The organism is Flavobacterium sp. B330r (assembly GCF_056824325.1).
In genome coordinates this window covers 3,366,238-3,391,219 of record NZ_CP124860.1, presented here as the reverse complement: position 1 = coordinate 3,391,219, position 24,982 = coordinate 3,366,238, and the positions used below count along the sequence as shown (strand labels likewise).

At 33.0% G+C, this 24,982-nt stretch carries 24 protein-coding genes; 18 read left to right on the top strand and 6 right to left on the bottom strand.

Going from position 1 to position 24,982, the window contains the following annotated elements; genetic code table 11:
• The 5 genes from QLQ95_RS15000 to QLQ95_RS14980 all read right to left on the bottom strand — a co-directional run bounded on the left by QLQ95_RS15000 (window position 1) and on the right by QLQ95_RS14980 (window position 4,535).
• On the bottom strand, window positions 1-1,098 hold the full coding sequence (locus QLQ95_RS15000; RefSeq protein WP_482500432.1) for a DegT/DnrJ/EryC1/StrS family aminotransferase: 1,098 nt from the start codon (window positions 1,096-1,098) through the stop codon (window positions 1-3).
• Window positions 1,095-2,045: a GNAT family N-acetyltransferase gene (locus QLQ95_RS14995; protein ID WP_095931420.1), complete on the bottom strand. Its 951-nt coding sequence runs from the start codon at window positions 2,043-2,045 to the stop codon at window positions 1,095-1,097. The genes QLQ95_RS15000 and QLQ95_RS14995 overlap by 4 nt, the downstream gene beginning before the upstream one ends.
• A gap of 6 nt (window positions 2,046-2,051) precedes the next feature.
• The gene (locus tag QLQ95_RS14990; protein ID WP_095931419.1) at window positions 2,052-2,654 is read right to left on the bottom strand and encodes a trimeric intracellular cation channel family protein; all 603 of its coding nucleotides are present in this window, start codon (window positions 2,652-2,654) and stop codon (window positions 2,052-2,054) included.
• Between the two features lie 176 nt (window positions 2,655-2,830).
• On the bottom strand, window positions 2,831-3,685 hold the full coding sequence (locus QLQ95_RS14985) for a hypothetical protein (protein WP_095931418.1): 855 nt from the start codon (window positions 3,683-3,685) through the stop codon (window positions 2,831-2,833).
• A 106-nt stretch (window positions 3,686-3,791) separates the two neighbouring features.
• A complete protein-coding gene (locus QLQ95_RS14980; RefSeq protein WP_482500430.1) occupies window positions 3,792-4,535 on the bottom strand; it encodes an RDD family protein in 744 nt (247 codons plus the stop codon).
• A 20-nt stretch (window positions 4,536-4,555) separates the two neighbouring features.
• Between QLQ95_RS14980 and QLQ95_RS14975 the strand changes: the two genes are divergently transcribed.
• The 18 genes from QLQ95_RS14975 (at window position 4,556) to QLQ95_RS14890 (ending at window position 23,263) form a co-directional block, all read left to right on the top strand.
• Window positions 4,556-5,536 carry a stage II sporulation protein M gene (locus tag QLQ95_RS14975; protein ID WP_095931416.1) on the top strand — a complete coding sequence of 327 codons (981 nt, stop codon included), beginning with the start codon at window positions 4,556-4,558 and terminating at the stop codon, window positions 5,534-5,536.
• Window positions 5,537-5,545: 9 nt separating this feature from the next.
• Window positions 5,546-6,322, top strand: a complete 777-nt coding sequence (locus QLQ95_RS14970; RefSeq protein WP_482500428.1) for a DUF4129 domain-containing protein — start codon at window positions 5,546-5,548, stop codon at window positions 6,320-6,322.
• Window positions 6,315-7,517 (top strand): DUF4350 domain-containing protein, encoded by a 1,203-nt coding sequence (locus QLQ95_RS14965; protein WP_428237887.1) that lies wholly within the window; start codon window positions 6,315-6,317, stop codon window positions 7,515-7,517. Before QLQ95_RS14970 ends, QLQ95_RS14965 begins: the two co-directional genes overlap by 8 nt.
• A gap of 98 nt (window positions 7,518-7,615) precedes the next feature.
• Window positions 7,616-8,629, top strand: coding sequence for an AAA family ATPase (locus QLQ95_RS14960; RefSeq protein ID WP_320493958.1), 1,014 nt, complete (start codon window positions 7,616-7,618; stop codon window positions 8,627-8,629).
• Between the two features lie 115 nt (window positions 8,630-8,744).
• A complete protein-coding gene (locus QLQ95_RS14955; RefSeq protein ID WP_095931412.1) occupies window positions 8,745-10,076 on the top strand; it encodes a DUF58 domain-containing protein in 1,332 nt (443 codons plus the stop codon).
• 121 nt (window positions 10,077-10,197) lie between these two features.
• Window positions 10,198-11,283 carry a phosphoglyceromutase gene (locus QLQ95_RS14950; RefSeq protein WP_428237888.1) on the top strand — a complete coding sequence of 362 codons (1,086 nt, stop codon included), beginning with the start codon at window positions 10,198-10,200 and terminating at the stop codon, window positions 11,281-11,283.
• A gap of 182 nt (window positions 11,284-11,465) precedes the next feature.
• On the top strand, window positions 11,466-12,254 hold the full coding sequence (locus tag QLQ95_RS14945; protein ID WP_428237889.1) for a TrmH family RNA methyltransferase: 789 nt from the start codon (window positions 11,466-11,468) through the stop codon (window positions 12,252-12,254).
• A gap of 184 nt (window positions 12,255-12,438) precedes the next feature.
• Window positions 12,439-14,658: a RelA/SpoT family protein gene (locus tag QLQ95_RS14940; RefSeq protein ID WP_095931408.1), complete on the top strand. Its 2,220-nt coding sequence runs from the start codon at window positions 12,439-12,441 to the stop codon at window positions 14,656-14,658.
• A 17-nt stretch (window positions 14,659-14,675) separates the two neighbouring features.
• Window positions 14,676-15,218, top strand: coding sequence for a hypothetical protein (locus tag QLQ95_RS14935; RefSeq protein ID WP_428237891.1), 543 nt, complete (start codon window positions 14,676-14,678; stop codon window positions 15,216-15,218).
• Window positions 15,219-15,401: 183 nt separating this feature from the next.
• Complete coding sequence (locus QLQ95_RS14930) at window positions 15,402-15,866, top strand: Fur family transcriptional regulator (RefSeq protein ID WP_008462215.1); 465 nt, start codon at window positions 15,402-15,404, stop codon at window positions 15,864-15,866.
• Window positions 15,867-15,966: 100 nt separating this feature from the next.
• Window positions 15,967-17,238: an adenylosuccinate synthase gene (locus QLQ95_RS14925; protein WP_095931407.1), complete on the top strand. Its 1,272-nt coding sequence runs from the start codon at window positions 15,967-15,969 to the stop codon at window positions 17,236-17,238.
• Window positions 17,239-17,292: 54 nt separating this feature from the next.
• Window positions 17,293-17,877, top strand: coding sequence for an NUDIX domain-containing protein (locus QLQ95_RS14920; protein WP_320493953.1), 585 nt, complete (start codon window positions 17,293-17,295; stop codon window positions 17,875-17,877).
• A gap of 55 nt (window positions 17,878-17,932) precedes the next feature.
• Complete coding sequence (locus QLQ95_RS14915; protein ID WP_482500424.1) at window positions 17,933-18,757, top strand: DUF4261 domain-containing protein; 825 nt, start codon at window positions 17,933-17,935, stop codon at window positions 18,755-18,757.
• Between the two features lie 154 nt (window positions 18,758-18,911).
• Entirely contained in the window at window positions 18,912-19,796 is an 885-nt protein-coding gene (locus QLQ95_RS14910; protein ID WP_095931403.1) for a L,D-transpeptidase, read from the top strand.
• Between the two features lie 301 nt (window positions 19,797-20,097).
• The gene (locus QLQ95_RS14905; protein ID WP_482500422.1) at window positions 20,098-20,688 is read left to right on the top strand and encodes a TetR/AcrR family transcriptional regulator; all 591 of its coding nucleotides are present in this window, start codon (window positions 20,098-20,100) and stop codon (window positions 20,686-20,688) included.
• A 110-nt stretch (window positions 20,689-20,798) separates the two neighbouring features.
• Window positions 20,799-21,938: an FAD-dependent oxidoreductase gene (locus tag QLQ95_RS14900; protein WP_482500420.1), complete on the top strand. Its 1,140-nt coding sequence runs from the start codon at window positions 20,799-20,801 to the stop codon at window positions 21,936-21,938.
• 52 nt (window positions 21,939-21,990) lie between these two features.
• On the top strand, window positions 21,991-22,362 hold the full coding sequence (locus QLQ95_RS14895) for a hypothetical protein (RefSeq protein WP_482500419.1): 372 nt from the start codon (window positions 21,991-21,993) through the stop codon (window positions 22,360-22,362).
• 67 nt (window positions 22,363-22,429) lie between these two features.
• Window positions 22,430-23,263 (top strand): hypothetical protein, encoded by an 834-nt coding sequence (locus QLQ95_RS14890; RefSeq protein ID WP_482500418.1) that lies wholly within the window; start codon window positions 22,430-22,432, stop codon window positions 23,261-23,263.
• Window positions 23,264-23,332: 69 nt separating this feature from the next.
• Here the strand turns inward: QLQ95_RS14890 and guaB are convergent, their stop codons facing one another.
• The gene (gene guaB / locus QLQ95_RS14885; protein WP_095931398.1) at window positions 23,333-24,805 is read right to left on the bottom strand and encodes an IMP dehydrogenase; all 1,473 of its coding nucleotides are present in this window, start codon (window positions 24,803-24,805) and stop codon (window positions 23,333-23,335) included.
• Window positions 24,806-24,982: the final 177 nt, after the last annotated feature.

Sequence of the window (24,982 nt, the reverse complement as noted above, 5' to 3'; positions counted from 1 at the left end):
TTAATATTGATTTAGAATTTCTATAATAAAATCAACCTCAACTTCGGTTAAAACTGGACTCATTGGCAGACTCAGAACTTCATTATGAATTTTCTCTGTAATTGGAAATGACAGATTATTCCATTCTGGAAAAACTTTTTGCTGATGTGGCGGAATTGGATAATGAATAACCGTTTGAATATTATTTTGAGTTAAATATTCTTGTAAGTCCTTTCTATTTTCTGTTCGAATAACAAACAAATGAAAAACATGATTATTTGAAAAATCCCAAAACGGCAACGCTATTTTTTTGTTCTTAATTTCGGATAAATATCGTTTTGCAACTGTTCTTCTTTTCTCATTATCTGAATCCAAATGGGGTAATTTTAGATTTAAAAAACCCGCCTGTAATTCATCTAATCGCGAATTCAAACCAATGTATTCGTTATAATATTTTTTCTCTGAACCATAATTTCGAAGCGAAAAAAGCACTTTTGCCAAATCCGAATCATTTGTAGTAATCGCTCCACCATCGCCCAAACATCCTAAATTTTTTCCTGGATAAAAACTATAACCGATTGCTGATTTTATATTGTTGCTTTTAGATTTTAGTTTTTCAGCTCCGTGAGATTGTGCTGCATCTTCAACGACAATTAAATTATGTTTTTCTGCAATTTCATTTATGCTCTCCATTTCGGCTACTTGTCCGTATAAATGAACAGCTAAAACAGCTTTGGTTTTTGGAGTTATTTTCTCCTGAATTAAATCTGGATTTATATTGTACGTTTCTAATCTTGGCTCGACCAAAACAGGAACTAAATCGGCTTGTAGAATGGCCAAGATACTGGCAATGTAAGTATTTGCAGGAACTATAACCTCATCTCCTTTTTTAAGTTTTCCGAGTTCGATATACCCCTTAAAAACAAGAACTAAAGCGTCAAAACCATTTCCTACTCCGATACAATATTTTGACTGGCAATTTTCGGCAAAAGCTTTTTCAAATGCTTCCACTTCTTTTCCTAAAATATACCAGCCGTTTTCTAAAACCAATTTCAGTTTTTCCTGAAAGGCAGTTTCATACGGTTCGTTTATTTTTTTTAGGTCTAAAAATGGTATCACTTTATTGCTATTTTATAAAAATCCTGATTGTAAACTGTACAGCCTAATTCTTCTTTCTGTTTTAAAAGCCCAGAATTATAACCTGATTCATTTTCGTCGTCTACAATTCCCATATCAAAAAAATGCTTTCCTTTTCTTTTGTATTTATGAATCAGATTAATGAATAAAAAATCTAGTGCTCTAAATTCTTCTCCAGTTTTTGAAGTCGCACCATATTGCGATTTTACAACATTTTTGGTTTCAAAAATAGTTATTCCGGCAATTATCTCGTCATTCCTGTAAGCAGAATATTGCCTGATATTTTTCGGAAATTTAGATTTTAAAAGCGAGATTTCTTCTTTTGAATGCACTGGTTTTGCGTTAAATTTTTCTGTTAATCTCGGTTCTAGAATTTTTTCCCAAAACGGATCGAAATTCTCTTCTTCAAAAATATCTAAATCTAGATTTTCAATTCTTCTAAAATGCTTCATTTTGCTTTTAGAAATTTTTAGCGGAACCGTCAGATTAATGGCCAGATTCATTTCTTTTCGTTCTAGAACGGCTCCTCTTTTCAATAAAAAAAAATCAATTTCTTTGTTTCCTTCAGAAAAATAAAAATCTGGAACAGGCTTATAATAAAAACTATCAACCTTATTTTCTTTCAAAAAAAGCAAAATTTCATCTAAAATCGATTCTACCTTTTCTGCTTTTAGTTTTGACAAATAAACCAATCCGCCGTAAGTAAGTCCTTGGTGCGAATAAACAGCATTTTCTTTTTTATTGGCAGGAAGAATAGCAAGTAACTTTTTATCTTCAAAAACCAAAAGCGAAAAATCTTCAAAGCGATCTTTGTGGTATTCCATAAAATCGCGATGAAACAAAAAAGTTGCATTTTTAGCCTGAGCGACAAAATCGTTCCAAACCGAATAATCTTTCTGATCGTATTTTTTAATGATAAATTTCTCCATACTGAATTACATGTGATCAAATGCTTTTAAATGCCATTTGTATTTAACTGCCATTAATCGAATCACAATAATCACCAGAGAAGTAACTAAATATAAGATATCGTCATTTAAATTTAATTTTCGCAATCCAAAAAAAACAATTCCACCCAAAATACAGATGGTTGCATAGATTTCTTCTCGAAAAACATTTGGAATTTCGTTACATAAAATATCACGAATTACACCGCCAAAACAGGCAGTCATTGTTCCTAACGCGATACAAATTGCTGGATGAAGTCCCGTTATAAGTCCTCTTTCTAGACCTATTAAAGTAAAAACTCCAAGCCCAATGGTATCAAAGAGAAACAATGAGGTTCGAAGTTTATCAAATCTTTTTCTGAAAATAATGGCTAGAAAAAATCCTAAGATAATCACATACACGTATTGCATGTCACGCATCCATCCAACGGGAGTTCTTCCAATTAAGACATCGCGAAGCGTTCCGCCGCCAACTGCAGTGACAAATGCAATGATAAAAACACCAAACGGATCTAGTTTTTTATGCATTGCTGTTAAGGCACCAGACATAGCAAACGCCATTGTCCCAATAATATCAAGTAAGTGAAACATTTTTTCTGAGTTACAAAGATGCAAAGCGTCAAAGTTACAAAGTTGTAAGGAATAATCTTAGTAAATCTGACTCAGAAAAAAACCTGTCCTTTTTTCTAAGCTACAAAAAAGCAAAGTATCAAAGCTACATAGTTGTAAAGAACGATCTTAGCCAATCCAACTCATAGAAATACTTATCATTTTTTTACATAAATCGGACTTCTTTTTAATAAATACGAAATAGAATCCATCCATCCATCTTTTAATGCTAACAAAGGTTTACGGGTTTGAGAATAGATTTTATCTGTGTTTCTGTACATATCAAAATAAACCGTATAGTAATAATAGGTTTGGTTGTTTGCTGTTGTAGTCGAAATATCGCTGGTTGTTACTTTTTTATTGTTGTTGCTTACTTTAGCATTTCCGCTATCATAAGTCGTAGCTGTAGTGCCCGTTCCTATTGTGTATGAAACTTTTGCAGCAACAATATTATCTACTCCTAATATTTTTTCCAGATCTTCTATTGGCGTTTCGTCAATATTATTATGATCAATTCCAGCTTTGTGCAATAAACTATTTGTTGTTCTTAAATCCTGAACCGTCAACGGAAAAATATTAGCTGATTTATCCAATAACTTGTTATACAAATCGTTTTGAGCAAATTTTGCCATATCCTCAGAACCTTGCTGATTATCTGCATTTACATAAGGAATTGGCAATACAGCAATTGTATTGTGCTGTTTCTCTGCACTTACTATGGGTTGTGATGATGTGCTTTGAGCACTGTTTGTTGTGTTTGGAGAAATGTCAAAAGTTTGAGATCTTCCGCTTGCAAAATCGATTTTCGCAATCTGAGAAACGTCTAGCGAGATTTGAACGGTTTCGCCTGGAAGTGAATATTCTACCGTTTTATCAGACATTTTTAAAACCGTACATTCAATAATCTGATAATCTTTTTTTATAATTTTATCTAATTTTTTTCCGCTTTGAGCAAAACTTACGCAAGCAGATAACAGTACTAATAATACGAGAAAAGGCTTTGTAATTTTCATTTGTTTAGAAATTTATGAATTAATTATCTATATATAAATTTACGAAGAAAAATTAAAAAATAATCAGCAAAAATTAGAAAAATCAAATAATTATTCAAAGAAAAAATTACATGTTTTGGGTATAAAAATTATAATCTTTTAAAATTATTCGAATAAAATCGATGTTGTTTCCAGATTGATTTTTAATGCCTGTTACACTTTCAATTTTTGCTACTAATTTGTAAAGAACTTCGTGATCATTTTTAGCTGCTGCTTTTTGATACGTTTCTTTAATAATTCTCATATCATTGTCTGAAAGCTTGATAACCAAAGGATAAGTTGGCACATAGGCTTCACCGATTTCTTCTAAAATAGTATGACTGATATTAATTCTATTCTTTAAAGTAATTACTGCTGTTCCTGCCGCCATATCTCCCAATCGTTGCGATTTCTGACTCGTAATAACTGAAATAAGTCCCGGAAGTCCGAAAAAAGTAAAAAAGTCAATTACTCTAAAAAACCATCGAATTAAATAATCTCCAAAACCCGCTTGATAACCGTCAATTTTAACGACTTTAATCTTCAATAATTTTTTACCCAATGACTGTCCTTCAAAAACACTTTCTAAAACCAGTGAGTACACTATAACTGGCGAATAGAGCAGTAAAAAAATCGCACCTCGCGACCAACCATCCAAATTAACCATCAATCTATCTAGTTGCAACCAATCAAGAAGTATTATTGAAAGCGCTGTTATATAACAGATTATTATAAACAAATCAATAAAAAAAGCTCCTAGTCTTTCACCAACAGAAGCGGCAATAAAATTTATTTTGACATTTTGTGTCGTATTAATAGATAATTCTGACATATTTCATATTTTAGCCTACAATGAGAGAAATCGCCTTTATAAAACAAAACAGAGAAAAATGGCTCGAGTTTGAGCTGGCAATTTTTGGTAAAGCTAAAAAAAATCCTGATGAATTAGCTAATTTGTACATTCAAATGATGAATGATTTATCGTATGCGCAAACGTATTATCCTAAAAGTAAAACGGTTGTATATTTAAATCATCTTGCTTCTCAGATTTATCAAAAGATTTATAAAACCAAACGCACAGACCAGAATCGAGTTATAGATTTCTTTAAAATCGAAGTTCCTTTATTGGTCTACGAATACAGAAGGTATTTGGTATATGCTTTTGTCTTGTTTTTTGTTACCGTTTCAATCGGAGTTCTTTCTGCTCGCTACGATCGTGATTTTGTACGTCTGATTTTAGGCGATGATTACGTCAATATGACTTTAGAAAACATCAAAAAAGGCAATCCGATGGCCGTATATGGTTCGGGCAGTAATTGGGGAAGTTTTATTGGCATTACTGTAAACAACCTATTTGTAGGCGCCAAATGTTATTTCTATGGTATTTTTGCCGGAATCGGAACTTTCAATGTTTTTCTTCAAAACTGTATCATGCTGGGTTCTTTTCAATACTTTTTCTACGAACAGGGCGTTTTCTGGAAAAGCGTTCGAGGAATTTGGATTCATGGTTCTATGGAAATTTTCGCAATTGTAATTGAAACAACTGCTGGATTTATTTTAGGCGCTTCTATCCTATTTCCTAAAACTTTTTCGAGAATGAATTCTTTTAAAATTGGTTTCAAAAATAGCTTCAAAATATTCTTAAGCACTTTTCCTTTTACGATAAGTGCAGGATTTTTAGAAGGTTTTATTACGAGATATTCTATCGATATGCCCAATTGGCTAAGCAGTTTTATTATCTTGTTTACGCTTGCAATAATTTCATTTTATTACTTGATATACCCTTTCATTGTACACAAAAAAATTCATTCTTTAACCGCCGAAAAACTTTAAGACCAAGTAATGACAAGATTATTATTTATTTTATCTTTTCTTTTGTGCTGTGGTATTTCTCAGGCTCAGGATTCTATTCCTATTACTGAAGATCCTCCAAAAATTACTGCAATTAAATATACCGAAAAAGACATTCAAGTAGATTCTGGCACTGTAGAAACCAAACATTTTGAAAAGAATTTCAAGAAAAAATACACCGATAAAGAATTTATTTACGAATACAAAGCTCCCGAAAAAAACTGGTGGGATCACTTTAAACATTGGCTGGCTAGACTAATTTTTAATTTATTTAATTTCAGCAGCGTAAAAACATCGCTGAATTTTGTCGCTATTTTGTTTAGAATAATTGCTGTTTTGGTGGTAATTATTTTGATTTATTTTATTGCAAGAGCCTTAACTAAACAAGAAGGAAGATGGATTTTTGGAAAAAATGCCAACAAAAAAACCTTATTTTATTCTGATGCCGAGAAAAATATTCATCTTTTAGATTTCGAAAAACTTATTAAAGAAAGTATTGAAGCGGGCGAAAGAAGAATCGCAATTCGATATTATTATTTATGGCTTTTAAAGGTAATGGCGCAGAATAATTACATTGAATGGGATATCGAAAAAACCAATTCTGATTATTTGTACGAATTATACAACCCTGCTCATAAGGAAGAGTTTACCTATCTCTCTTATTTGTACAATTATATTTGGTACGGTGAATTTGAAATTGATGATGCAAAATTCAGAAAGACTGAAAACAGATTTAAAAAAGCATTAAAAACCTTTGGCAATGGATAATAAAGTTAAAATATACATTGCTATTCTGGTTTTAATTTTCGGAATAACATTATTAGTAGACAAAGGGCAGCCAAAACCTATTGATTGGACTCCCACATACTCTGTTGATGATAAAATTCCGTTTGGTTTATACATTTTTGATCATGAAGCAGACGGCCTTTTCAAACAGAAAGTAGAAAGAATTTCTACACAAACTCCTTACGAATACCTAGATTCGCAATATGATGCAAGAGAGAATGTAGAAACGTATAAAATAAAAGGAACTTTTGTTAACATTTCTGAAGTTAATAATATTGACGAGCAGTCAATGAAAGAAATTTTATATTTTGTTTCTCACGGAAATAATGCTTTTCTAAGCATGAAAGCATTTCCGAAAGTATTGCTGGATTCTTTAAAAATCGAATTAAAAGCCGATTTTATGCCCGTTGACAGCGTTTCGGTTTGGATGGCAAATAAAAAAGTAAACGCTAAAAAATATACTCTTAATACAGGATTAAGCGATTACTTTTCAAAAATAGACACTTTAAACACCAAAGTTTTAGGCTATCAAAATAGTACTAAAAACAAAAGACAAGTCAATTTTATTGAAGTGCCTTATAAAAATGGTTATCTCTATCTGCACACGCAGCCAGTAGCTTTTACCAATTATAATCTGCTGAAAAAAAATTATTATCAGTACACCGAAAATCTGGTCTCTTATATTCCGAAAGGAAATATTTTTTGGTACAATAAAAGCTTTAACGACCAACGAATTTCTAGTTCTCCGTTGCGATATATCTGGAGTCAGCCTGCTTTAAAATCGGCTTGGTATTTAGGTTTAATCGGAATTCTAATTTTTATGATTTTCAATGCAAAACGAAAACAGCGCATTGTTCCAATTATAAAACCGTTACAGAATTTAACCGTTGACTTTACCAAAACAGTTGGAAATTTATATTATCAGGAAGGCGATCACACCAATATTATTGATAAAAAGATTATTTACTTTTTAGAAAAAATAAGAACCGATTATTTGCTGGATACAACCAAACTCGATGACGATTTTATAACCAAATTACATTATAAAACAGGAAAAGACGAAAAAGATATTCGAGACTTGGTGCAATTAATTAATGATCACCGAAATAGTTATCACGGAAGCCTGGAAGAAGATCTCCTTAGATTAAACAAAGCGATAGAAAAGATTTTACATTAACTAAAATAGTTTGTCACAGATTAAAATGATTTTATAAAAATAATCTACGTTAATCATTTTAATCTGCGACAAAAAAACATAAAATAACAGACCAAATTATGGACGATATCAATACAACATCAAGCGAAATCACAAACGAAAATGTGAATTTTGAAACGAGAATTAACTTAGCGCCTCTTTTAGAACACGTAAACACGATTAAGAAAGAAATAGAAACTGTAATTGTTGGTCAGCACAAAATGGTTGATCAGCTTTTGGTGGCTATTTTATCAAACGGTCACGTTCTTTTAGAAGGTGTCCCTGGAGTTGCCAAAACAATTACGGCAAAATTATTGGCTAAAACTTTAAATATTGGTTTCAGTAGAATCCAGTTTACACCCGATTTAATGCCTTCTGATATCCTAGGAACTTCAATTTTCAATCTAAAAAACTCAGAATTTGAATTCAAAAAAGGCCCAATTTTTTCTAATTTGATTTTAATTGATGAGATCAATCGTGCTCCTGCTAAAACTCAGGCCGCTCTTTTTGAAGTTATGGAAGAACGCCAAATTACAATTGACGGATCTGCTTATCAATTAGAAGCTCCGTTTCTGGTAATTGCAACTCAGAATCCTGTAGAGCAAGAAGGAACGTATCGTTTGCCTGAAGCCCAATTGGACCGTTTTCTTTTTAAAATTACGATTGATTATCCAAAATTGAATGAGGAGATTTTAATTATCCAAAGAGAACATTCTTTACAAGATCACGGAAAACTAGATGCTATTAAAACAATTCTTTCTGGAGAGGAAATCAAAGGATATCAAACTTTGGTAAAACAAATTAGAGTAGAACAAAATTTACTGGAATACATTGCCCGAATTGTAGTAAATACGCGCGAAAATGCCTTTTTATATTTAGGAGCTTCGCCTCGTGCTTCAATTGCTATTTTGAATGCCTCAAAAGGTTTTGCTGCAATCCGCGGACGCGATTTTGTTACGCCTGAAGACATTAAAGAAGCGGCAATTCCAGTTTTACAGCACCGTGTAATTGTTGCGCCAGAACGTGAAATGGAAGGAATTACAAGCTCTGAAATCATTAAACAGATTATCGAAACAGTAGAAATTCCGAGATAATTATCAATTGTCAATTATTAATTATTCGTCTCCCTGAGCAAAGTCAAAGGGCGCATAAGGCTTCGACTTCGCTCAGCCTGACAAAGCGAAACTTGAAACCTGAAACAACAAAAAGATGAAATTCATAAAAAGCCTATATCTAAATAATTTCTTTTTCTATGTGCTAATAGGCATTATAGGATTGTTTATCTGTGCCTTTATTTTTCCAAATATGTACAATGCAGTTTGGTTGTTGGTTTTAGGTTTGGTTACTTTTTTAGGGCTTGATATTTTACTTTTATATTTATCCCGAACAGGACTTGAAGCAGAAAGAATTACACCCGAAAAATTATCAAACGGAGATTTAAATCCAATTACAATAAATCTTAAAAATCATTATACTTTTCCTATTTCGGTGAAGATTATTGATGAAATTCCGTTTCAATTTCAGATTCGCGACTTCAAAATAAAAAAAACAATAAAAGCGGCCACACAAAAAGAAATTGGTTACGATCTTCGTCCAACAGAACGCGGAGAATACCATTTCGGTTCTTTAAACATTTACGTTTCTTCGCCTTTAAGACTTATTTCTAGAAGATTTTCTTTTGATAATAATCAAATGGTTCCGACCTATCCTTCTTATATTCAATTAAGAAAATACGATCTGATTGCTTTTTCAAACAATTTATTTCAATACGGAATCAAAAAAATACGCCGAATTGGCCACACAATGGAGTTTGAGCAGATTAAAGAATATGTTCAAGGCGACGATTTAAGAACCCTGAACTGGAAAGCGACTGCAAAAAGAAATTCGCTGATGGTCAATCAGTTTCAAGATGAAAAATCGCAATCGGTTTATATGGCAATCGATAAAGGCCGCGTCATGCAAATGCCTTTTGACGGATTAAGTTTATTGGATTACGCAATTAATTCTTCCTTGGTTTTATCGAATGTGATTCTGAAAAAACAAGATAAAGCAGGTCTTTTTTCTTTTTCTAAAAAAGTAGAAAATCGAGTTTTTGCTGAAAGAAGAGGCTCGCAAATGCAGAAAATTCTTGAAACGCTATACAATGTAAAAACGGATTTCTTTGAAAGCGATTACAGCCGATTGTATGTAGACATTAAAAAAAACATCAATCAGAGAAGTTTAATTATTCTGTATACCAACTTTGAAACAATGGATGGTTTAAATCGTCAATTGCCTTATTTAAAAGGAATTGCTAAAAGCCATTTATTGGTTGTGGTTTTCTTTCAAAACACAGAACTTAATTCAATTATCAATAAAAAGACAGCAACCATTCAGGAAGTTTACGACAAAGTTATCGCGGAAAAATTCATGTTCGAAAAACGACTGATCGTAAATGAATTGAAGAAATACGGAATCCATTCGGTATTGACACAGCCAGAAAATCTTACGCTTGACGCAATAAATAAGTATTTAGAGATTAAGTCGAGAGGGATTTTGTAGCCATACTGAATCTGTTAACTTATGGTTATTTTAAAGATTGGCTTAACTATTATTCTCTTTTATTAAATTAGTTTTGAAAGAAAATAACAATCTGAATATAACAACATAAAACAGATAAAAAATGAAAAAAGCAATCCTAGTTCTGTTCCTTTTATTAAGCATTCAATCTCAAGCACAAAAAACAGAAAATATTATCATTATAACTACAGATGGTTTTAGGTGGCAGGAAGTTTTTAAAGGAATTGATCCTGCGATTGCCAATGACAAAAAATTCAATCAAGGAGACAGCGCTTACATTTATAAAAAATATAGTGATGCCGATGTCAAAGAAGCTCGTAAAAAGCTAATGCCTTTTTTCTGGTCTGAAATCGCTTCGAAAGGTCAAATTTATGGAAATAGAGATTTAGGAAATAAAGTTGATGTAGCCAATCCGTACTGGTTTAGTTATCCTGGTTATAGTGAAATTATGACTGGAAATGTAGATTTAAAAGTCAATTCAAACAGCTATAAAGCCAATCCGAATGTGAATGTTTTGGAATTTTTAAATCAGCAGTCTAAATTGAAAGGAAAAGTTGCCGCTTTTGGTGCATGGGATGCTTTTGACCGAATTTTAAATGAAGAAAGAAGCGGATTTCCTGTAATTTCAGCCTTTGACAAAGTGGGCGGAAACAAACCAACAGCAGCTCAGCATTTGTTAAATGAAATGCGTGACAATTCATATAAACCATTTCACATGGATGAATGCCTAGATGTCTTTACGCACTATCAAGCTTTAGATGAATTGAAAACTAAAAAACCAAAAGTACTTTATATTGCATACGGCGAAACCGATGAATGGGCACATCACGCACAATATCGTTCGTATCTGGATGCAGCCAATCAAGTCGATAAATGGATTCAGGAAATCTGGAATTTTGTTCAAAATGATCCGCAATACAAAAACAAAACAACCTTGTTTATAACGGTAGATCACGGACGCGGAGACAAAGTAAAAGCGCAATGGACCGATCACGGTTCTGACGTTCCAGGTGCTTCAGAAATTTGGTTCGCCGCAATGGGACCTGAAATTACTCCAAAAGGCGAAATCAAAACCAATTCTCAATTTTATCAAAAACAGTTTGCTCAAACTTTAGCAAAAATTATGGGATATAATTTCAAAACAGATCATCCTGTAGAAACTGAGATTAAAGAAATTTTCGAGAAATAGTTTTTTTTCGCCACGAATTCCACTAATTTTCACTAATTTCTTTTGACTAAATTATAATTCGTGAAAATTCGTGGAATTCGTGGCAAAAGAAATATCGTTTAAAACCTACAAGGTTTTAAAAACCTTGCAGGAAGAAAAAAACTCTGTACCTTTGCCCTTCTGCAACTTTGAGCCTTAAAAAAATGAAACAAATTACTTCAGTTCAAAATCCGTTTATCAAATCTTTGGTTTTACTTCAAGAAAAATCCAAAGCCAGAAAACAAACCGGAACATTTTTGATTGAAGGTTTAAGAGAAATTTCATTAGCCATAAAAGGTGGTTACGAAATTGAAACGGTTTTGTTTTTACCCGAATTAGTTTCTGAATCAGAAATCAATAAACTGATTCGCAATCCTTTTCAAATCATAGAAATCAATAAAGAGGTTTATCAAAAATTGGCGTATCGTGATACTACAGAAGGAATTTTAGCTGTTGCGAGAACCAAATCATTGAAATTATCAGATTTAAAATTATCAGATAATCCATTGATTTTAGTGGTAGAATCTTTAGAAAAACCAGGAAATATTGGTGCCGTTTTACGAACTGCAGATGCAGCCAATTTAGACGCTGTTTTAATTGCCAATCCAAAAAGCGATTTATACAATCCGAATATTGTACGTTCGAGCGTTGGATGTCTTTTTACCAACCAAATCGCAACAGGAACATCTGAGGAAATTATTGCTTTTTTGAAAGAAAAAAAGATTAATTTCTACAGCGCAACTTTACAAAATTCGACTTCTTATCATACTCAAAACTTCACTACACCAACCGCTTTGGTCGTTGGTACAGAAGCAACTGGTTTAACTCAGCAATGGCGTGACGAAGCAACTCAAAACATTATTATCCCAATGCAAGGAGAAATCGACAGCATGAATGTTTCTGTCGCAGCTGCAATCTTAATTTTCGAAGCTAAAAGACAAAGAGGGTTTTGATTTTAGATTTTAGATTTTAGATTTTAGATTTTAGATTTTCTAAAAGTCGCTTCGCTCTTTTTGGGAATTTGGGATTTAAAAAATTTGGAATTTTACCTAAAATCTTCACTCTAAAATCTACAATTTGTAAAGCCTTGCGTATGTTCAAACTAATTCTTATTTTTAGTACTTGAACTATGCCGTTATGACAGAAATAGATATTGAAAAAGAAAACAAAGCTATTGCGCAGGAATACAAAGAATTACTCCGAATAAGTTACCAAACTTTAAGCCCAACAGACAAAAAATTAATTCGAAAAGCTTTTGATGTTGCCGTTGATGCCCACAAAGAACAGAGACGTAAATCGGGCGAAGCGTATATCTTTCATCCTATTGCAGTTGCAAAAATTGTTGCCTCAGAAATTGGTCTGGGAGCGACCTCTATCGCCGCGGCCTTATTGCACGATGTTGTTGAAGACACTCCTGTAACTGTTGATGAAATAGAACGCCTATTTAATCCGAAAGTAGCACAGCTTGTTGAGGGTTTAACAAAGATTTCATTAGTCCAAAAAGATTTGAACGCTTCCATGCAGGCGGAGAATTTCAGAAAAATGATTCTAACGTTAAACGATGATGTTCGTGTAATTTTGATCAAATTGGCCGATCGTTTGCATAATATGCAAACCATGGATTCGATGGCGGAATACAAACAAACCAAAATCGCTTCTGAAACTCTATATATTTATGCTCCTCTAGCCCACCGTTTGGGACTTTACAATATTAAAACCAAACTCGAAGATTTAGGATTAAAATACACAGAACCGGCAGTTTACAATGACATTGTAAGTAAAATTCGTGAAACAAAAGAAGAACAAGATGCTTACATCAAAGATATTTCAGATGTTTTAAAGAAATCTTTAGATAGCGAAGGTGTAGACTATATCATCAAAGGAAGACCAAAATCTATTTATTCTATTCGTCGAAAAATGCGTGCGCAAAATGTAACTTTTGATGAAGTTTATGACAAGTTCGCTCTTAGAATTGTATACAAAGCAGATCCGCATGAAGAGAAATTCATTGCCTGGAAAATATATTCTATCGTAACAGATCATTATCGCCCAAGCCCTAGCCGTTTGCGCGACTGGATTTCATCACCAAAATCAACTGGTTATGAAGCGCTCCACATTACTGTAATGGGGCCAAAAGGACGCTGGGTTGAAGTTCAGGTTCGAAGCGAACGTATGGACGAAATCGCCGAAAAAGGTTATGCAGCACACTACAAATATAAAAACGGCGCAACAGAAGAAAGCGGTCTGGACGTGTGGTTAAATTTACTTCGTGAAGCTTTAGAAAATCCGGAAACTAATGCAGTAGATTTTGTTGAAGATTTTAAAATGAATTTGTATTCAAAAGAAATCTTCATCTTTACTCCAAAAGGAGAAATCAAATCGTTGCCAAAAGGCGCGACTTCTCTTGATTTTGCTTTCAGCATTCACTCTGAAATCGGAATTAAAACTCGCGGAACTCGTGTAAACGGAAGACTAGTTCCATTAAACTACGAACTAAAAAGTGGTGACCAAGTTGAAGTAATTACTTCTCCAAACCAAAAACCCACGGTAAACTGGTTAGAATACGTTACAACTTCGAGAGCTAAAAATAAAATTAAAAACGTTCTTAACGAGAACACTAAAAAAATTGCGGAAGAAGGAAAAGAATTACTTGTTAGAAAATTAAAACATCTAAAAGTTACATTTAACGAACAGGTAACAAATGAGTTAGTTAACTTCTTTAAACTAAAAACAAGTTTAGATTTATTTTATAGAGTTGGAATTGGTGCAATCGAAAATCAGCAATTAAAAGATTTTGCGGCGCAGAAAAGCAATTCGTTTATCAATTTCTTTAAAAATAAAATTAAACGAACGAAAGACACCGCAGATGAGGATATTCACAAACCAGTCATTAGCAGTAACTATGACATGCTGGTTTTTGGAACCGAACATGATAAATTAGACTATAAACTTTCGCAATGCTGTAATCCAATTCCTGGTGATGATGTTTTTGGTTTTGTTACCATTAACGAGGGAATAAAAGTGCATAAAAAAGACTGTCCGAATGCGATTGGAATGCAGTCGAATTACGCTTACAGAATTATGAGTGCCAAGTGGATTGATTCTTCGCAAGAGGAATTCAAAGCCATTATCAATATTACAGGAATGGATGTTTTAGGACTTACCAACCAATTGACAAAAGTAATTTCGAACAATATGAGCGTAAATATTCAAAGTATTTCGCTTAGTACCGATGCTGGAATTTTCCACGGGCAAGTTGCCGTAATTGTTAAAAACAATACGATTTTGAAAAAAATGATTAGCGCCATCAAGAAAATTGACGGAGTTGATAAGGTTACTAGAGAGTATAGAACTTAAACTAATGAATATTAATCATGGAAAATCAATCCTTAGAAATTCCTAAAATAGAATTTGATGAAAATGGAGAGCTTTTAATTACGGCATCTGAATCTTCATCAAAAGACGATTTTGATTTTTTTCAAGGAAAATCTATTATTCGAAACAGAAAATTAAAATCCAGATTGACGAATTGCGATGAGTGGATTGAATTTCCTTCAACACAGGAGATGTACAAGATTTTAAATGGAATTGGAAACATTGATAATTTTCTAGCCACTTTTGATGGAGAGCCTTTTGAAGGTATGACAGTAAGATTATTTAATCCGATAACAAAATTGTGGAGCATATACTGGTCAGATTCTACTACGGGAACATTAGACAAACCTGTAGTTGGTTCTTTTGAAAATAAAGTTGGGCATTTTTTTTCTAAAGATGTTTTTGATGAAAAACCAGTTATTCAAGTATTCCGATGGGATGCTCGAGACGAAAAGAATCCTGTCTGGAGCCAAGCAATGTCTGATGATAAAGGAAAAACTTGGGAATGGAACTGGTATATGTATATGTCGAAATCAAGTTAACCATTGTTAGTTTTTTCATAAATTAAAAAAATTATGTTAATTAAGCTAAATTAACCTTTGAAAATATTTTTAACGTAAAAGCCTGTATTTAGTGCATTATAACTAATCAAAAACAAGTTTAAACGTTAAACTTTAAACCCGAAACTTTTATTCATTAAAAATAAAAAATTATCTTTGCCGGATATGACACTTATTTCAACTGACAACACTAAGAATCAAGAAATTGTAAAAAATGTTTTTACACTATATCTTGAACAAAAAGGGCATCGCAAAACTCCTGAGCGTTATGCTATACTTCAGGAAATTTACGATAGCGAGGAGCATTTTGATATAGAGAACCTTTACATCAAAATGAAAAACAAAAACTATCGTGTAAGTAGAGCTACTTTATACAACACGATCGAGTTATTGTTGGACTGCGCTTTGGTTAGAAAACATCAATTTGGACAAAATCAGGCTTACTACGAAAAATCATATTTTGATAAACAGCACGATCATATCATTATGACAGATTCTGGTGAGGTAATCGAATTTTGTGATCCAAGAATTCAAACCATCAAAAAAACTATCGAAGAAATTTTTGATATTGAAATTACAAATCACTCGCTTTATTTCTACGGAAACAAAAAGCAAAACTCAAATTCATAGTCTTTTCAAATTAGACTTTTCGAAAAAAAATAAAAAAAAATAAAATTAACTACATAATCAGTAGGGCAACTTAGATTGTCTCAACGCAAATTAAAACAGAATGACCGTAGATTTATTACTAGGATTACAATGGGGAGATGAAGGTAAAGGAAAAATTGTTGATGTACTTACCTCAAATTACGATATTATTGCACGTTTCCAAGGAGGACCAAATGCAGGACATACTCTAGAATTTGACGGAATTAAACACGTACTAAGAACAATTCCTTCTGGAATTTTTCATAAAAACTCGGTAAATATCATCGGAAATGGTGTTGTAATTGATCCAGTAGTTTTTCAAAAAGAAATTGAAGGTTTAGAAAAATTCAACCTTGACATCAAGAAGAAATTAATCATTTCTAGAAAAGCACATTTAATTTTACCAACTCACCGTTTGCTTGACGCTGCTTCTGAAGCTTCTAAAGGAAAGGCTAAAATTGGTTCTACTCTTAAAGGAATTGGACCAACTTATATGGACAAGACTGGTAGAAATGGTTTACGTGTTGGAGATATCGAACTAGAAGATTTTAAAGAGCGTTACAGAGCTTTAGCTGACAAACATGAAGCAATGATTGCTTTTTATGATGTTGCTATTCAATATAATTTAGCTGAATTAGAAAAAGAATTCTTTGAAGCTATTGAAGAATTAAAAAAATTAGATTTCATTGATAGTGAAGAATACATGCACCAAGCTCAAAAAGCTGGAAAATCTATTCTTTGCGAAGGGGCTCAAGGATCTTTATTAGATGTTGATTTCGGAACTTATCCTTTCGTAACTTCATCAAACACTACTGCTGCTGGAGCTTGTACTGGTTTAGGAATTGCTCCTAACAAAATCAAAGAAGTATACGGAATTTTCAAAGCTTATGTGACTCGTGTAGGTAGCGGACCTTTCCCAACTGAACTTTTTGACGAAGTTGGTGCTACAATGGCAAAAGTGGGTAACGAATTTGGTTCTGTAACAGGAAGACAAAGACGTTGCGGATGGTTAGATCTTGTTGCTTTAAAATATGCCGTTCAAGTTAACGGAGTTACTCAGTTAATGATGATGAAAGGTGATGTACTTTCTGGTTTCGAAACTTTAAAAGTTTGTACGGAATACAACTACAAAGGACAAAACATTTCTCACTTTCCTTACAACATTGAGCCAGAAAATGTTACTCCGGTTTACAAAGAGTTTAAAGGATGGAAACAAGATTTAACTGGATTGACAACTTATGATCAATTGCCAATTGAGCTAAAAGAATATATTGAGTTTATTGAGAAAGAAATCGAAGTGCCAATCAAAATTGTATCGGTTGGTCCAGATAGAAAGCAAACAATAACAAAATAATACATTTAAACGCTCTGATAATCAGGGCGTTTTTTTTATGAAATAATTTTCCAAATGAGAAAGAATCCAGAAATCGAAATAACAGACACCAAATTATTATCAGATAATTGGTATATATTGAACAAAGTAACTTTTAACTACAAAAAGGAAAACGAAAAAATAGAATCACATATTCGTGAAGTTTATGATCGCGGAAATGGCGCTGGGATATTATTATACAATACCGCAAAAAAAACAGTCATCTTAACGAGACAATTTCGTCTTCCGACTTATCTTAACGGAAATAAAACCGGAATGATGATTGAGGTTTGCGCAGGACTTTTAGACAAAGACAATGCTGAACAAGCTATTATTCGCGAAACAGAAGAAGAAACTGGCTATCGTTTAAGCAAAGTCCAAAAAGTAATCGAAACGTATATGTCTCCGGGTTCTGTAACCGAAATTTTATATCTTTTTGTGGGCGAATACAACGAAAACATGAAAGTAAGCGAAGGCGGCGGATTGGATGCCGAACAGGAAAACATAGAAGTTTTAGAATTTACTTTTGATGAAGCTTATGCCATGATCGAATCTGGGGAAATTTCAGATGCTAAAACTATTATGTTATTGCAGCATGCTAAAATAAAAGGTTTGATATAAAAGTTTTTTGAGTATTTTAGAATCCTATTTAATTTAAACCAATATCAAATTATTTATGGGATTATTTGACTTTATTAAGAAAAAAGAAACTCCGCAGAAAAACGAAACTTCTCAGAAAAACGAAACTCCTCAAAAAGATGAAAAAGGGGTATTACTTGCAATGCCTTTGTTTAATAATAACGAAAGTTACAGTATAGACCGCGTAATCGATAACCTGAAAAATTTCTGGGGATTATCTATTGTCAATTTTTCAGGAAATGATACTTCGGCTGTTTTTAAATTGGATAATGAATTAGTAGCTATAGCTTACGTGCCGGCACAAATTCCTGGCGAAGAACTTTCAACAACCATTCAATATGCATACAATTGGCATACTGCAGGAGAAGATTTAAAAAACTACACGGGACATGCAATCGTTTCTGTTATGTCTTCACAGGGAAGTCAAGTAGAACGATATACCCTTTTAAGCAAATTATTATGCTCTATTCTTGCCACTTCAAATTCAATAGGCATTTATCAAGCAAAACAAACCCTTTTGATACCTAGAGATCAATATTTGGAAAACATTCCTGATTTACAGCAAGGAAAATCTCCTGTCCAAGTATGGATTTATATTGGCATCAAAACCTCTGAGCAAGGAAACTACATATATACTTATGGATTGCCTGAATTTGAAAAACAAGAAATGGAAGTCTTACAATCGCCTTTGGAGCTGCCAGAACTCTTTAATTTCTTTACTAGCATTATTTCATATGTTATTAATAGTGATGTTACATTGAGAAACGGAGAAACTTTAGGATATACTGAAGACCAGAAAATAAAAATTACAGCCTCGAAAGGATTTTTTGTGGAAGGGCAAACTTTAAGATTAGAAGTATAATCTCTTCAATAACAGAATCTAAAAAACATTTTTGTTTTATACGAGTTCTTTTCTTTCATCAATTTAAAATGAAAATCCCGAAACCTATTCCAAAAATTATGTAACCCTTTTCAGCTATCATAATCATAACTTTATATTCATAAAAATACGACCTATGAAAAAGTTATATTACACAGCAAACGCCCTACTTTTATTAATGTTAGTCTTATTAGGTTCTTGCAAAAAAACCGATACGATAACATTGACTGAAAACAAAAAAGAGAAAAAGAAAGTAATTGAATATAAAAAACCAGAAACCGTTTCTTACCAAGTTGAAAAAACAAAAGAATGGCTGAAACTCAATGAAGCTGATAGCTCAAAAATGGATATTGTTTATGCTTTAAACCGAACTGATAAGGCTAATTTCAAAAAACTGGATTCTGTTGTTATTCCGGCAGATTTTAGCGGGGATTTAGTTTATTATCTTCCGTTCCCAATTCATGTTTCGGCTTTAGAGGAGGTTTCAAAAATTATTCTTTTTTCTTATCCAACCCAAACTTTTGCGGCTTATGAAAATGGTGAATTAGTTAGAACAGGGCCAACAAATATGGGAAGAAAAAAAGATCCGACTCCAACAGGATTATTTTTCACGAATTGGAAAGCAGAAAAAACAACCAGTACTTTTAATGACGAATGGGATTTAAAATGGAATTTTAATATCGAAAATAAATTAGGGGTTGGCTTTCACGAATATGATTTGCCTGGTTATCCTGCTTCTCATTCTTGTTTGAGATTATTAGAAAAAGATGCTAAATACCTTTACAAATTTGCCGACGAATGGATTCTGAAGGACAAAGAAAATGTAAAAGTAAAAGGTACGCCTGTAATCGTTTTTGGAAGCTATAATTTTGATGGACCAAAACCGTGGCTTCAATTGGCTTCAGATCCAGAAGTTTTAAATATCTCTCAAAGCGATATTGAAAATACTGTAAAACCCTATTTAAAAGAAATCTTAGAAAATCAAAACCTAAGAGAAGCCGATCCCACAAAAACTTTATAAAATATACTATAAATAAAAAAATCAGCTGAAATGATATACTATCGTTTCAGCTGATTCTTTTTTGCTTTTAAATGTAAAATTTGACTAAAGCCCTTCTCTTTTGTCCTTTCTTAAACCTCCTGCTAAAGCTGGAGGCAATTCATACTTTCAAGTCTTTAGCCTCTGCCTCTTTGCACCTTTGAACCTAAATAAAAAAACTCAGAACCTCAGCACCTTAGATCTTTAGCATCTCAAAAAAAAGTCATAAATAAGCGATCGTTCATTTATTATTTATATCTTTGCATCATAATTAGTTAAAATTATGAGAACTAGAGATACAAATAAAGAAGAAATTGTAAAGCAAAAAGCAATAGAAATGATCGTTGCACAAGGTATAGAAGGCTTTGGAATGAATCGTCTGGCTAAAGAATGCGGCGTTTCTGTAGCAACACTTTACATTTATTATTCGGATAAAGAAGATCTGATTCGCAAAATTGGAATTGAAATCGGTCAAAATTTCTTTGAAAAGATGTTTGATGGTTTCACTACCAATATGTCTTTTAGAGAAGGATTACGAAATCAATGGGAAAATCGTATTTATTTCAATCTAAATTTTCCACTACAAACTACCTGTTTTGAACTTTTAAGGCATTCTACTCACGGCGATGCAATCCTACAAGAAGTAACAGGAAAGTACAAGCAAATGATGACTGAATTTATGGTTTTGGCAATTGAGCGAAAAGAGCTCATTTCTGTCCCTTATGAAGTATTTTGGAGTATTGCTTACGGCTCACTTTATTCTCTTTTAGAATTTCATAGAGATGGAAAATCAATGTCTGGAAAATCTTTCGTTCTTAATGACAAGATTAAAAATGAAGCTTTTAACCTTGTTCTAAAAGCATTAACTCCCTGATTAAAATTCAACAGCAATAGCAATTTCAATAGCAATTTCAATAACAATTTCAATAACAATAGCAATAGCAATATCAATAACAGATTTAAATACAATATAATTTCAATAAAATGGAAACTTCAATTATAGAAAATAAAAAAATTGCCATTATTGGCGGTGGGCCTGTTGGACTAACCACTGCAAGAATTTTACAAATTAATGGCGCAAATGTTACGGTTTATGAAAGAGACATTAATGCACAAGCGCGAACATCTGGAGGAACTTTGGACATTCATTCTGATTCTGGTCAATTTGCGATTCAGAAAGCGGGTTTAATGGAGGAATTTAAAAAATACGCACGACCAACTGGAGAGAAAATGGCTGATATGAACGGAAATATTACTTCTGACGAAATGCCTGATGAAACTAATGCTTTTTCACGCCCAGAAATTGACCGTAACGATCTTCGAAAAATTATGCTGGAGAATCTAACCGAAAATACTGTAGTTTGGGATAGCCAACTAATTAATATTGAAAAACTTGAAGACCAATATGTTTTAGAATTCAAAAATGGCACAACAGCAACTGCCGATTTTGTAATCGTTGCAAATGGCGGAAGATCGAATGCTAGAAAATTTGTGAGCGATCAAGAACCTCAGCTTTCTGGAACTTATATTATTCAAGGAGAAATTGTGAATCCTGATCAAGATTATCCAGAATTTAAACCAAAATACGGAAACGGAAATGTAATGGCAATGGGAGAACACAAAATGTTTTACACCCATACCATGCGCGACGGTTCTGTTCATTTTGGAGTTTCTTTTAAAGCCGATGAAGATTGGGTTTCGAACCACGGAATCAATTTTGAAGATGATCAATCTGTTATTTCTTTTTTGAATGAAACTTTTGAAAACTGGGGAGAGGATTACAAAAAATTCTTTGCCGCTTCTACGGAGTTTTCTGGTTTGCCTTTAAGATTGTTTTCTTTGGAAGAATCTTGGAAAGAACATTCAAATCTTACACTTGTTGGCGACGCAGCACATTTAATGCCTCCATTTGCAGGCGAAGGTGTAAATATGGGCTTGTTTGATGCTTTCCATTTAACCCAAAATTTGACCAACGGAAAATTTAAAACAATTGATGAAGCAATCGCTGATTACGAGAAAAAAATGTTCGGTTATGCATTAGAAGCACAGCGCATGACAAAGAAAATGGAAGATTTACTGCATTCGGATATTGTGGCTGAAGATATTTTGAATAGTAGGTTTTAAAAAAAATGAGTTTTTTCAATATCTTTAAAAAATTAAAACTACAAATAAGATTATGGAGTCAAAACAATCGCTTGATATTTTTGGAGAATTTTTAGTTAAAAATCTAAGAGATAAAGGAATTGGAAATACTGAAACTCTTTTAAGCAATAAATCTAAATCACCATCAAACTTAAAAATACAAACTGAAATTGGTCAATTTAATGAACCACAAAAAGATTTAATCAAAGAAATCGTAATTAAAAGCATAGATGTGGCAATTCATGATTTTCTTTTTTCATTACAAGAATTGGCTGATTTTGAAAACAATATTCAAATATCCGTAAATGGCAAAAATATTGTTGAACTTAGCGATGGTATTCATGGAGAATCTTATTCAGAAAATGGATGGAATGCTAAATTTAGTGAGTACGGAGCAAAAGAATAAAATGATAAGTTGTTTTAAATTCTTACTTTCGTTTTAGACAAGTGGAAAATCCACATTAAAAACAATTATGAAACAACTATTCTTTCTTCTTTTTATTTGCACAACGACTTTAAGCTATGGTCAATCTAATCAAATTTTAGATTTTAAAGCTGGGTATGCTCCGGAAACCAACTATCTTCAAACCACGATTAATTCATCTGATTATGAAGTTTTGTATTCCGGTAGCGAAACATTTTTAGAGACCTTAAAGAACAATAAAGTACAAAACCCTTCTAAAATAAAGACTGTCTTTAATTTAGAAACGGTTTCTAAAACTGGTAAAAGCGATAAAAGCGGTAATTTCCCAATAACAATCGAATACTTGAAATCGGTAGATTTAGATGGAAAAACTATAATTCCGAACGGCACCCTTATTTATGGAAAAGCTTCCTTATCTACTATGCCAGAAATAGATTCTATTGTTTCAAAAGACATGGAAGAGGATTTTAAAAATACTGTTTTTCAAATGGTTAAAAACACTTTTTCACAATTGGCTCTTCCGCATAAAAAGCTAAAAATAGGCGAATCTTTTACTCAAGAAAGCCCATTAACATTGCCTATCGCAGGCATAAATATTGAAATGCAAATTACTACTGTGTACAATTTAAAAAGCATAAATTCTAAAAATGCTTTCTTTGATATTACGCAGACTTACACAATGAAAATGTCTGACAACAGATTTGAAACCAACGGATCTGGGATTGGAAAAGGCAATTTGATTTATGATATATCCAATCATTTTATAAGTGAGAACAATTTGGAAATGGATTTTACTCTCGGCTTAAAACACACTGATTTTGCCTTAGATTTAAAATCTAAAAGTGATTTCAAACAAACATCAACCATATCAAAAGGCAAATAAAAAAAGGCGTAAGAAAAAAAGGCGTAAGAAAAAAATCTTACGCCTTTTGTTTTATATCAAAACTTAAAATTATCTAGAATAATTTGGAGCTTCTTTTGTAATCGTCACGTTATGTGGATGGCTTTCAGTGATTCCGCTAGAAGTGATTCTAACAAAACGTCCAGATTCTTGTAAAGTTGGAATATCTTTTGAACCACAGTATCCCATACCTGCACGAAGACCTCCAATAAACTGAAGCATGCTTTCGTTTAATTCTCCTTTGTAAGGAACACGTCCTACAATTCCTTCTGGAACTAATTTTTTAACGTCGTCTTCAACATCTTGGAAATAACGATCTTTAGATCCTGTTTGCATTGCTTCAACAGAACCCATTCCGCGGTAAGATTTGAATTTTCTTCCTTCAAAAATGATAGTTTCTCCTGGAGATTCTTTTGTTCCTGCAAGTAATGAACCCAACATTACACAGTCGGCACCCGCAGCGATTGCTTTAGGAATATCTCCTGTATAACGAATTCCACCATCAGCAATAACTGGAACTCCAGTTCCTTTAATTGCCGCAGCTACTTCTAAAACTGCTGAGAATTGAGGAAAACCAACACCTGCAACGATACGAGTTGTACAGATAGAACCAGGTCCGATTCCAACTTTTACTCCATCAGCACCATTTTCTACTAAATATTTAGCAGCTTCTGGAGTTGCAATGTTTCCAACAATTACATCTATTTGAGGGAATTTTGATTTTACTTCTTTCAGTACATTCACCACACCTTCTGTATGTCCGTGAGCTGTATCGATAATAATTGCATCTACACCTGCAGCGACCAAAGCTTCTGCTCTTAAAACAGCATCTCCAGTAACTCCAATTGCAGCAGCAACTCTTAAACGACCAAAACTATCTTTATTAGCAATTGGTTTTTGAGTCAGTTTTGTAATATCTCTAAAAGTAATTAGACCAACTAATTCATTTTGAGCATTTACAACTGGTAATTTTTCGATTTTATGGCCTTGCAAAACTACTTCAGCTTGCTCAAGTGAAGTTCCTTCTGCTACAGTTACTAAGTTTTGGCTTGTCATAACCTCAGCGATTGGCCTCGCACCGTTTTTCTCAAAACGTAAATCACGATTTGTAACAATCCCTTTTAAGATTCTGTTTTCGTCAACGATTGGAATACCACCGATTCCAAATTCTTTCATAGCATTTTTTGCATCAGCAATTGTAGAGTTGGTTGGTAATGTTACCGGATCGATAATCATACCTGCTTCTGCACGTTTTACTTTTCGAACTTTTCCTGCTTGTTGTTCGATAGTCATATTTTTATGTAAAACACCTATTCCGCCTTCTTGTGCCATAGCAATTGCCATTGCGCTTTCAGTTACTGTATCCATAGCAGCAGATACAATTGGAACGTTTAATGTAATGTTTCTTGAGAATTTTGATTTAATGCTCACTTCGCGAGGAAGCACATTCGAGTAGTTAGGTACTAATAATACATCGTCGTAAGTTAAACCTTCGCCGATAATCTTGGAGTTGTGTGCTATCATGTTGCAATTTCTAGTTGAATTGCGTGCAAATATAGTGAATAAATTGGAAACTTGAATACTAACTTATTCATAAAATTGACTTTACACGAAAAACCTTACGGTTTTAAAATTTCAATAATTAAATTCCAAATTCCAAAACTTAACCTAAATTCTAATACTCCATAGTTTGTATATTGG

Bases quoted from the DNA above. Each gene is read 5' to 3' on its own strand.
- QLQ95_RS14975 (WP_095931416.1), top strand. From the start codon at position 4,556: ATGAGAGAAATCGCCTTTATAAAACAAAACAGAGAAAAATGGCTCGAG.
- QLQ95_RS14945 (WP_428237889.1), top strand. From the start codon at position 11,466: ATGAAACAAATTACTTCAGTTCAAAATCCGTTTATCAAATCTTTGGTT.
- QLQ95_RS14895 (WP_482500419.1), top strand. From the start codon at position 21,991: ATGGAGTCAAAACAATCGCTTGATATTTTTGGAGAATTTTTAGTTAAA.
- QLQ95_RS14930 (WP_008462215.1), top strand. From the start codon at position 15,402: ATGACACTTATTTCAACTGACAACACTAAGAATCAAGAAATTGTAAAA.
- QLQ95_RS14920 (WP_320493953.1), top strand. From the start codon at position 17,293: ATGAGAAAGAATCCAGAAATCGAAATAACAGACACCAAATTATTATCA.
- QLQ95_RS14955 (WP_095931412.1), top strand. From the start codon at position 8,745: ATGAAATTCATAAAAAGCCTATATCTAAATAATTTCTTTTTCTATGTG.
- guaB (WP_095931398.1), bottom strand. From the start codon at position 24,805: ATGATAGCACACAACTCCAAGATTATCGGCGAAGGTTTAACTTACGAC.
- QLQ95_RS14965 (WP_428237887.1), top strand. From the start codon at position 6,315: ATGGATAATAAAGTTAAAATATACATTGCTATTCTGGTTTTAATTTTC.
- QLQ95_RS14970 (WP_482500428.1), top strand. From the start codon at position 5,546: ATGACAAGATTATTATTTATTTTATCTTTTCTTTTGTGCTGTGGTATT.
- QLQ95_RS14925 (WP_095931407.1), top strand. From the start codon at position 15,967: ATGACCGTAGATTTATTACTAGGATTACAATGGGGAGATGAAGGTAAA.
- QLQ95_RS14960 (WP_320493958.1), top strand. From the start codon at position 7,616: ATGGACGATATCAATACAACATCAAGCGAAATCACAAACGAAAATGTG.
- QLQ95_RS14990 (WP_095931419.1), bottom strand. From the start codon at position 2,654: ATGTTTCACTTACTTGATATTATTGGGACAATGGCGTTTGCTATGTCT.
- QLQ95_RS14910 (WP_095931403.1), top strand. From the start codon at position 18,912: ATGAAAAAGTTATATTACACAGCAAACGCCCTACTTTTATTAATGTTA.
- QLQ95_RS14950 (WP_428237888.1), top strand. From the start codon at position 10,198: ATGAAAAAAGCAATCCTAGTTCTGTTCCTTTTATTAAGCATTCAATCT.
- QLQ95_RS14985 (WP_095931418.1), bottom strand. From the start codon at position 3,685: ATGAAAATTACAAAGCCTTTTCTCGTATTATTAGTACTGTTATCTGCT.
- QLQ95_RS14890 (WP_482500418.1), top strand. From the start codon at position 22,430: ATGAAACAACTATTCTTTCTTCTTTTTATTTGCACAACGACTTTAAGC.
- QLQ95_RS14900 (WP_482500420.1), top strand. From the start codon at position 20,799: ATGGAAACTTCAATTATAGAAAATAAAAAAATTGCCATTATTGGCGGT.
- QLQ95_RS14980 (WP_482500430.1), bottom strand. From the start codon at position 4,535: ATGTCAGAATTATCTATTAATACGACACAAAATGTCAAAATAAATTTT.
- QLQ95_RS14940 (WP_095931408.1), top strand. From the start codon at position 12,439: ATGACAGAAATAGATATTGAAAAAGAAAACAAAGCTATTGCGCAGGAA.
- QLQ95_RS14935 (WP_428237891.1), top strand. From the start codon at position 14,676: ATGGAAAATCAATCCTTAGAAATTCCTAAAATAGAATTTGATGAAAAT.
- QLQ95_RS14905 (WP_482500422.1), top strand. From the start codon at position 20,098: ATGAGAACTAGAGATACAAATAAAGAAGAAATTGTAAAGCAAAAAGCA.
- QLQ95_RS14915 (WP_482500424.1), top strand. From the start codon at position 17,933: ATGGGATTATTTGACTTTATTAAGAAAAAAGAAACTCCGCAGAAAAAC.
- QLQ95_RS14995 (WP_095931420.1), bottom strand. From the start codon at position 2,045: ATGGAGAAATTTATCATTAAAAAATACGATCAGAAAGATTATTCGGTT.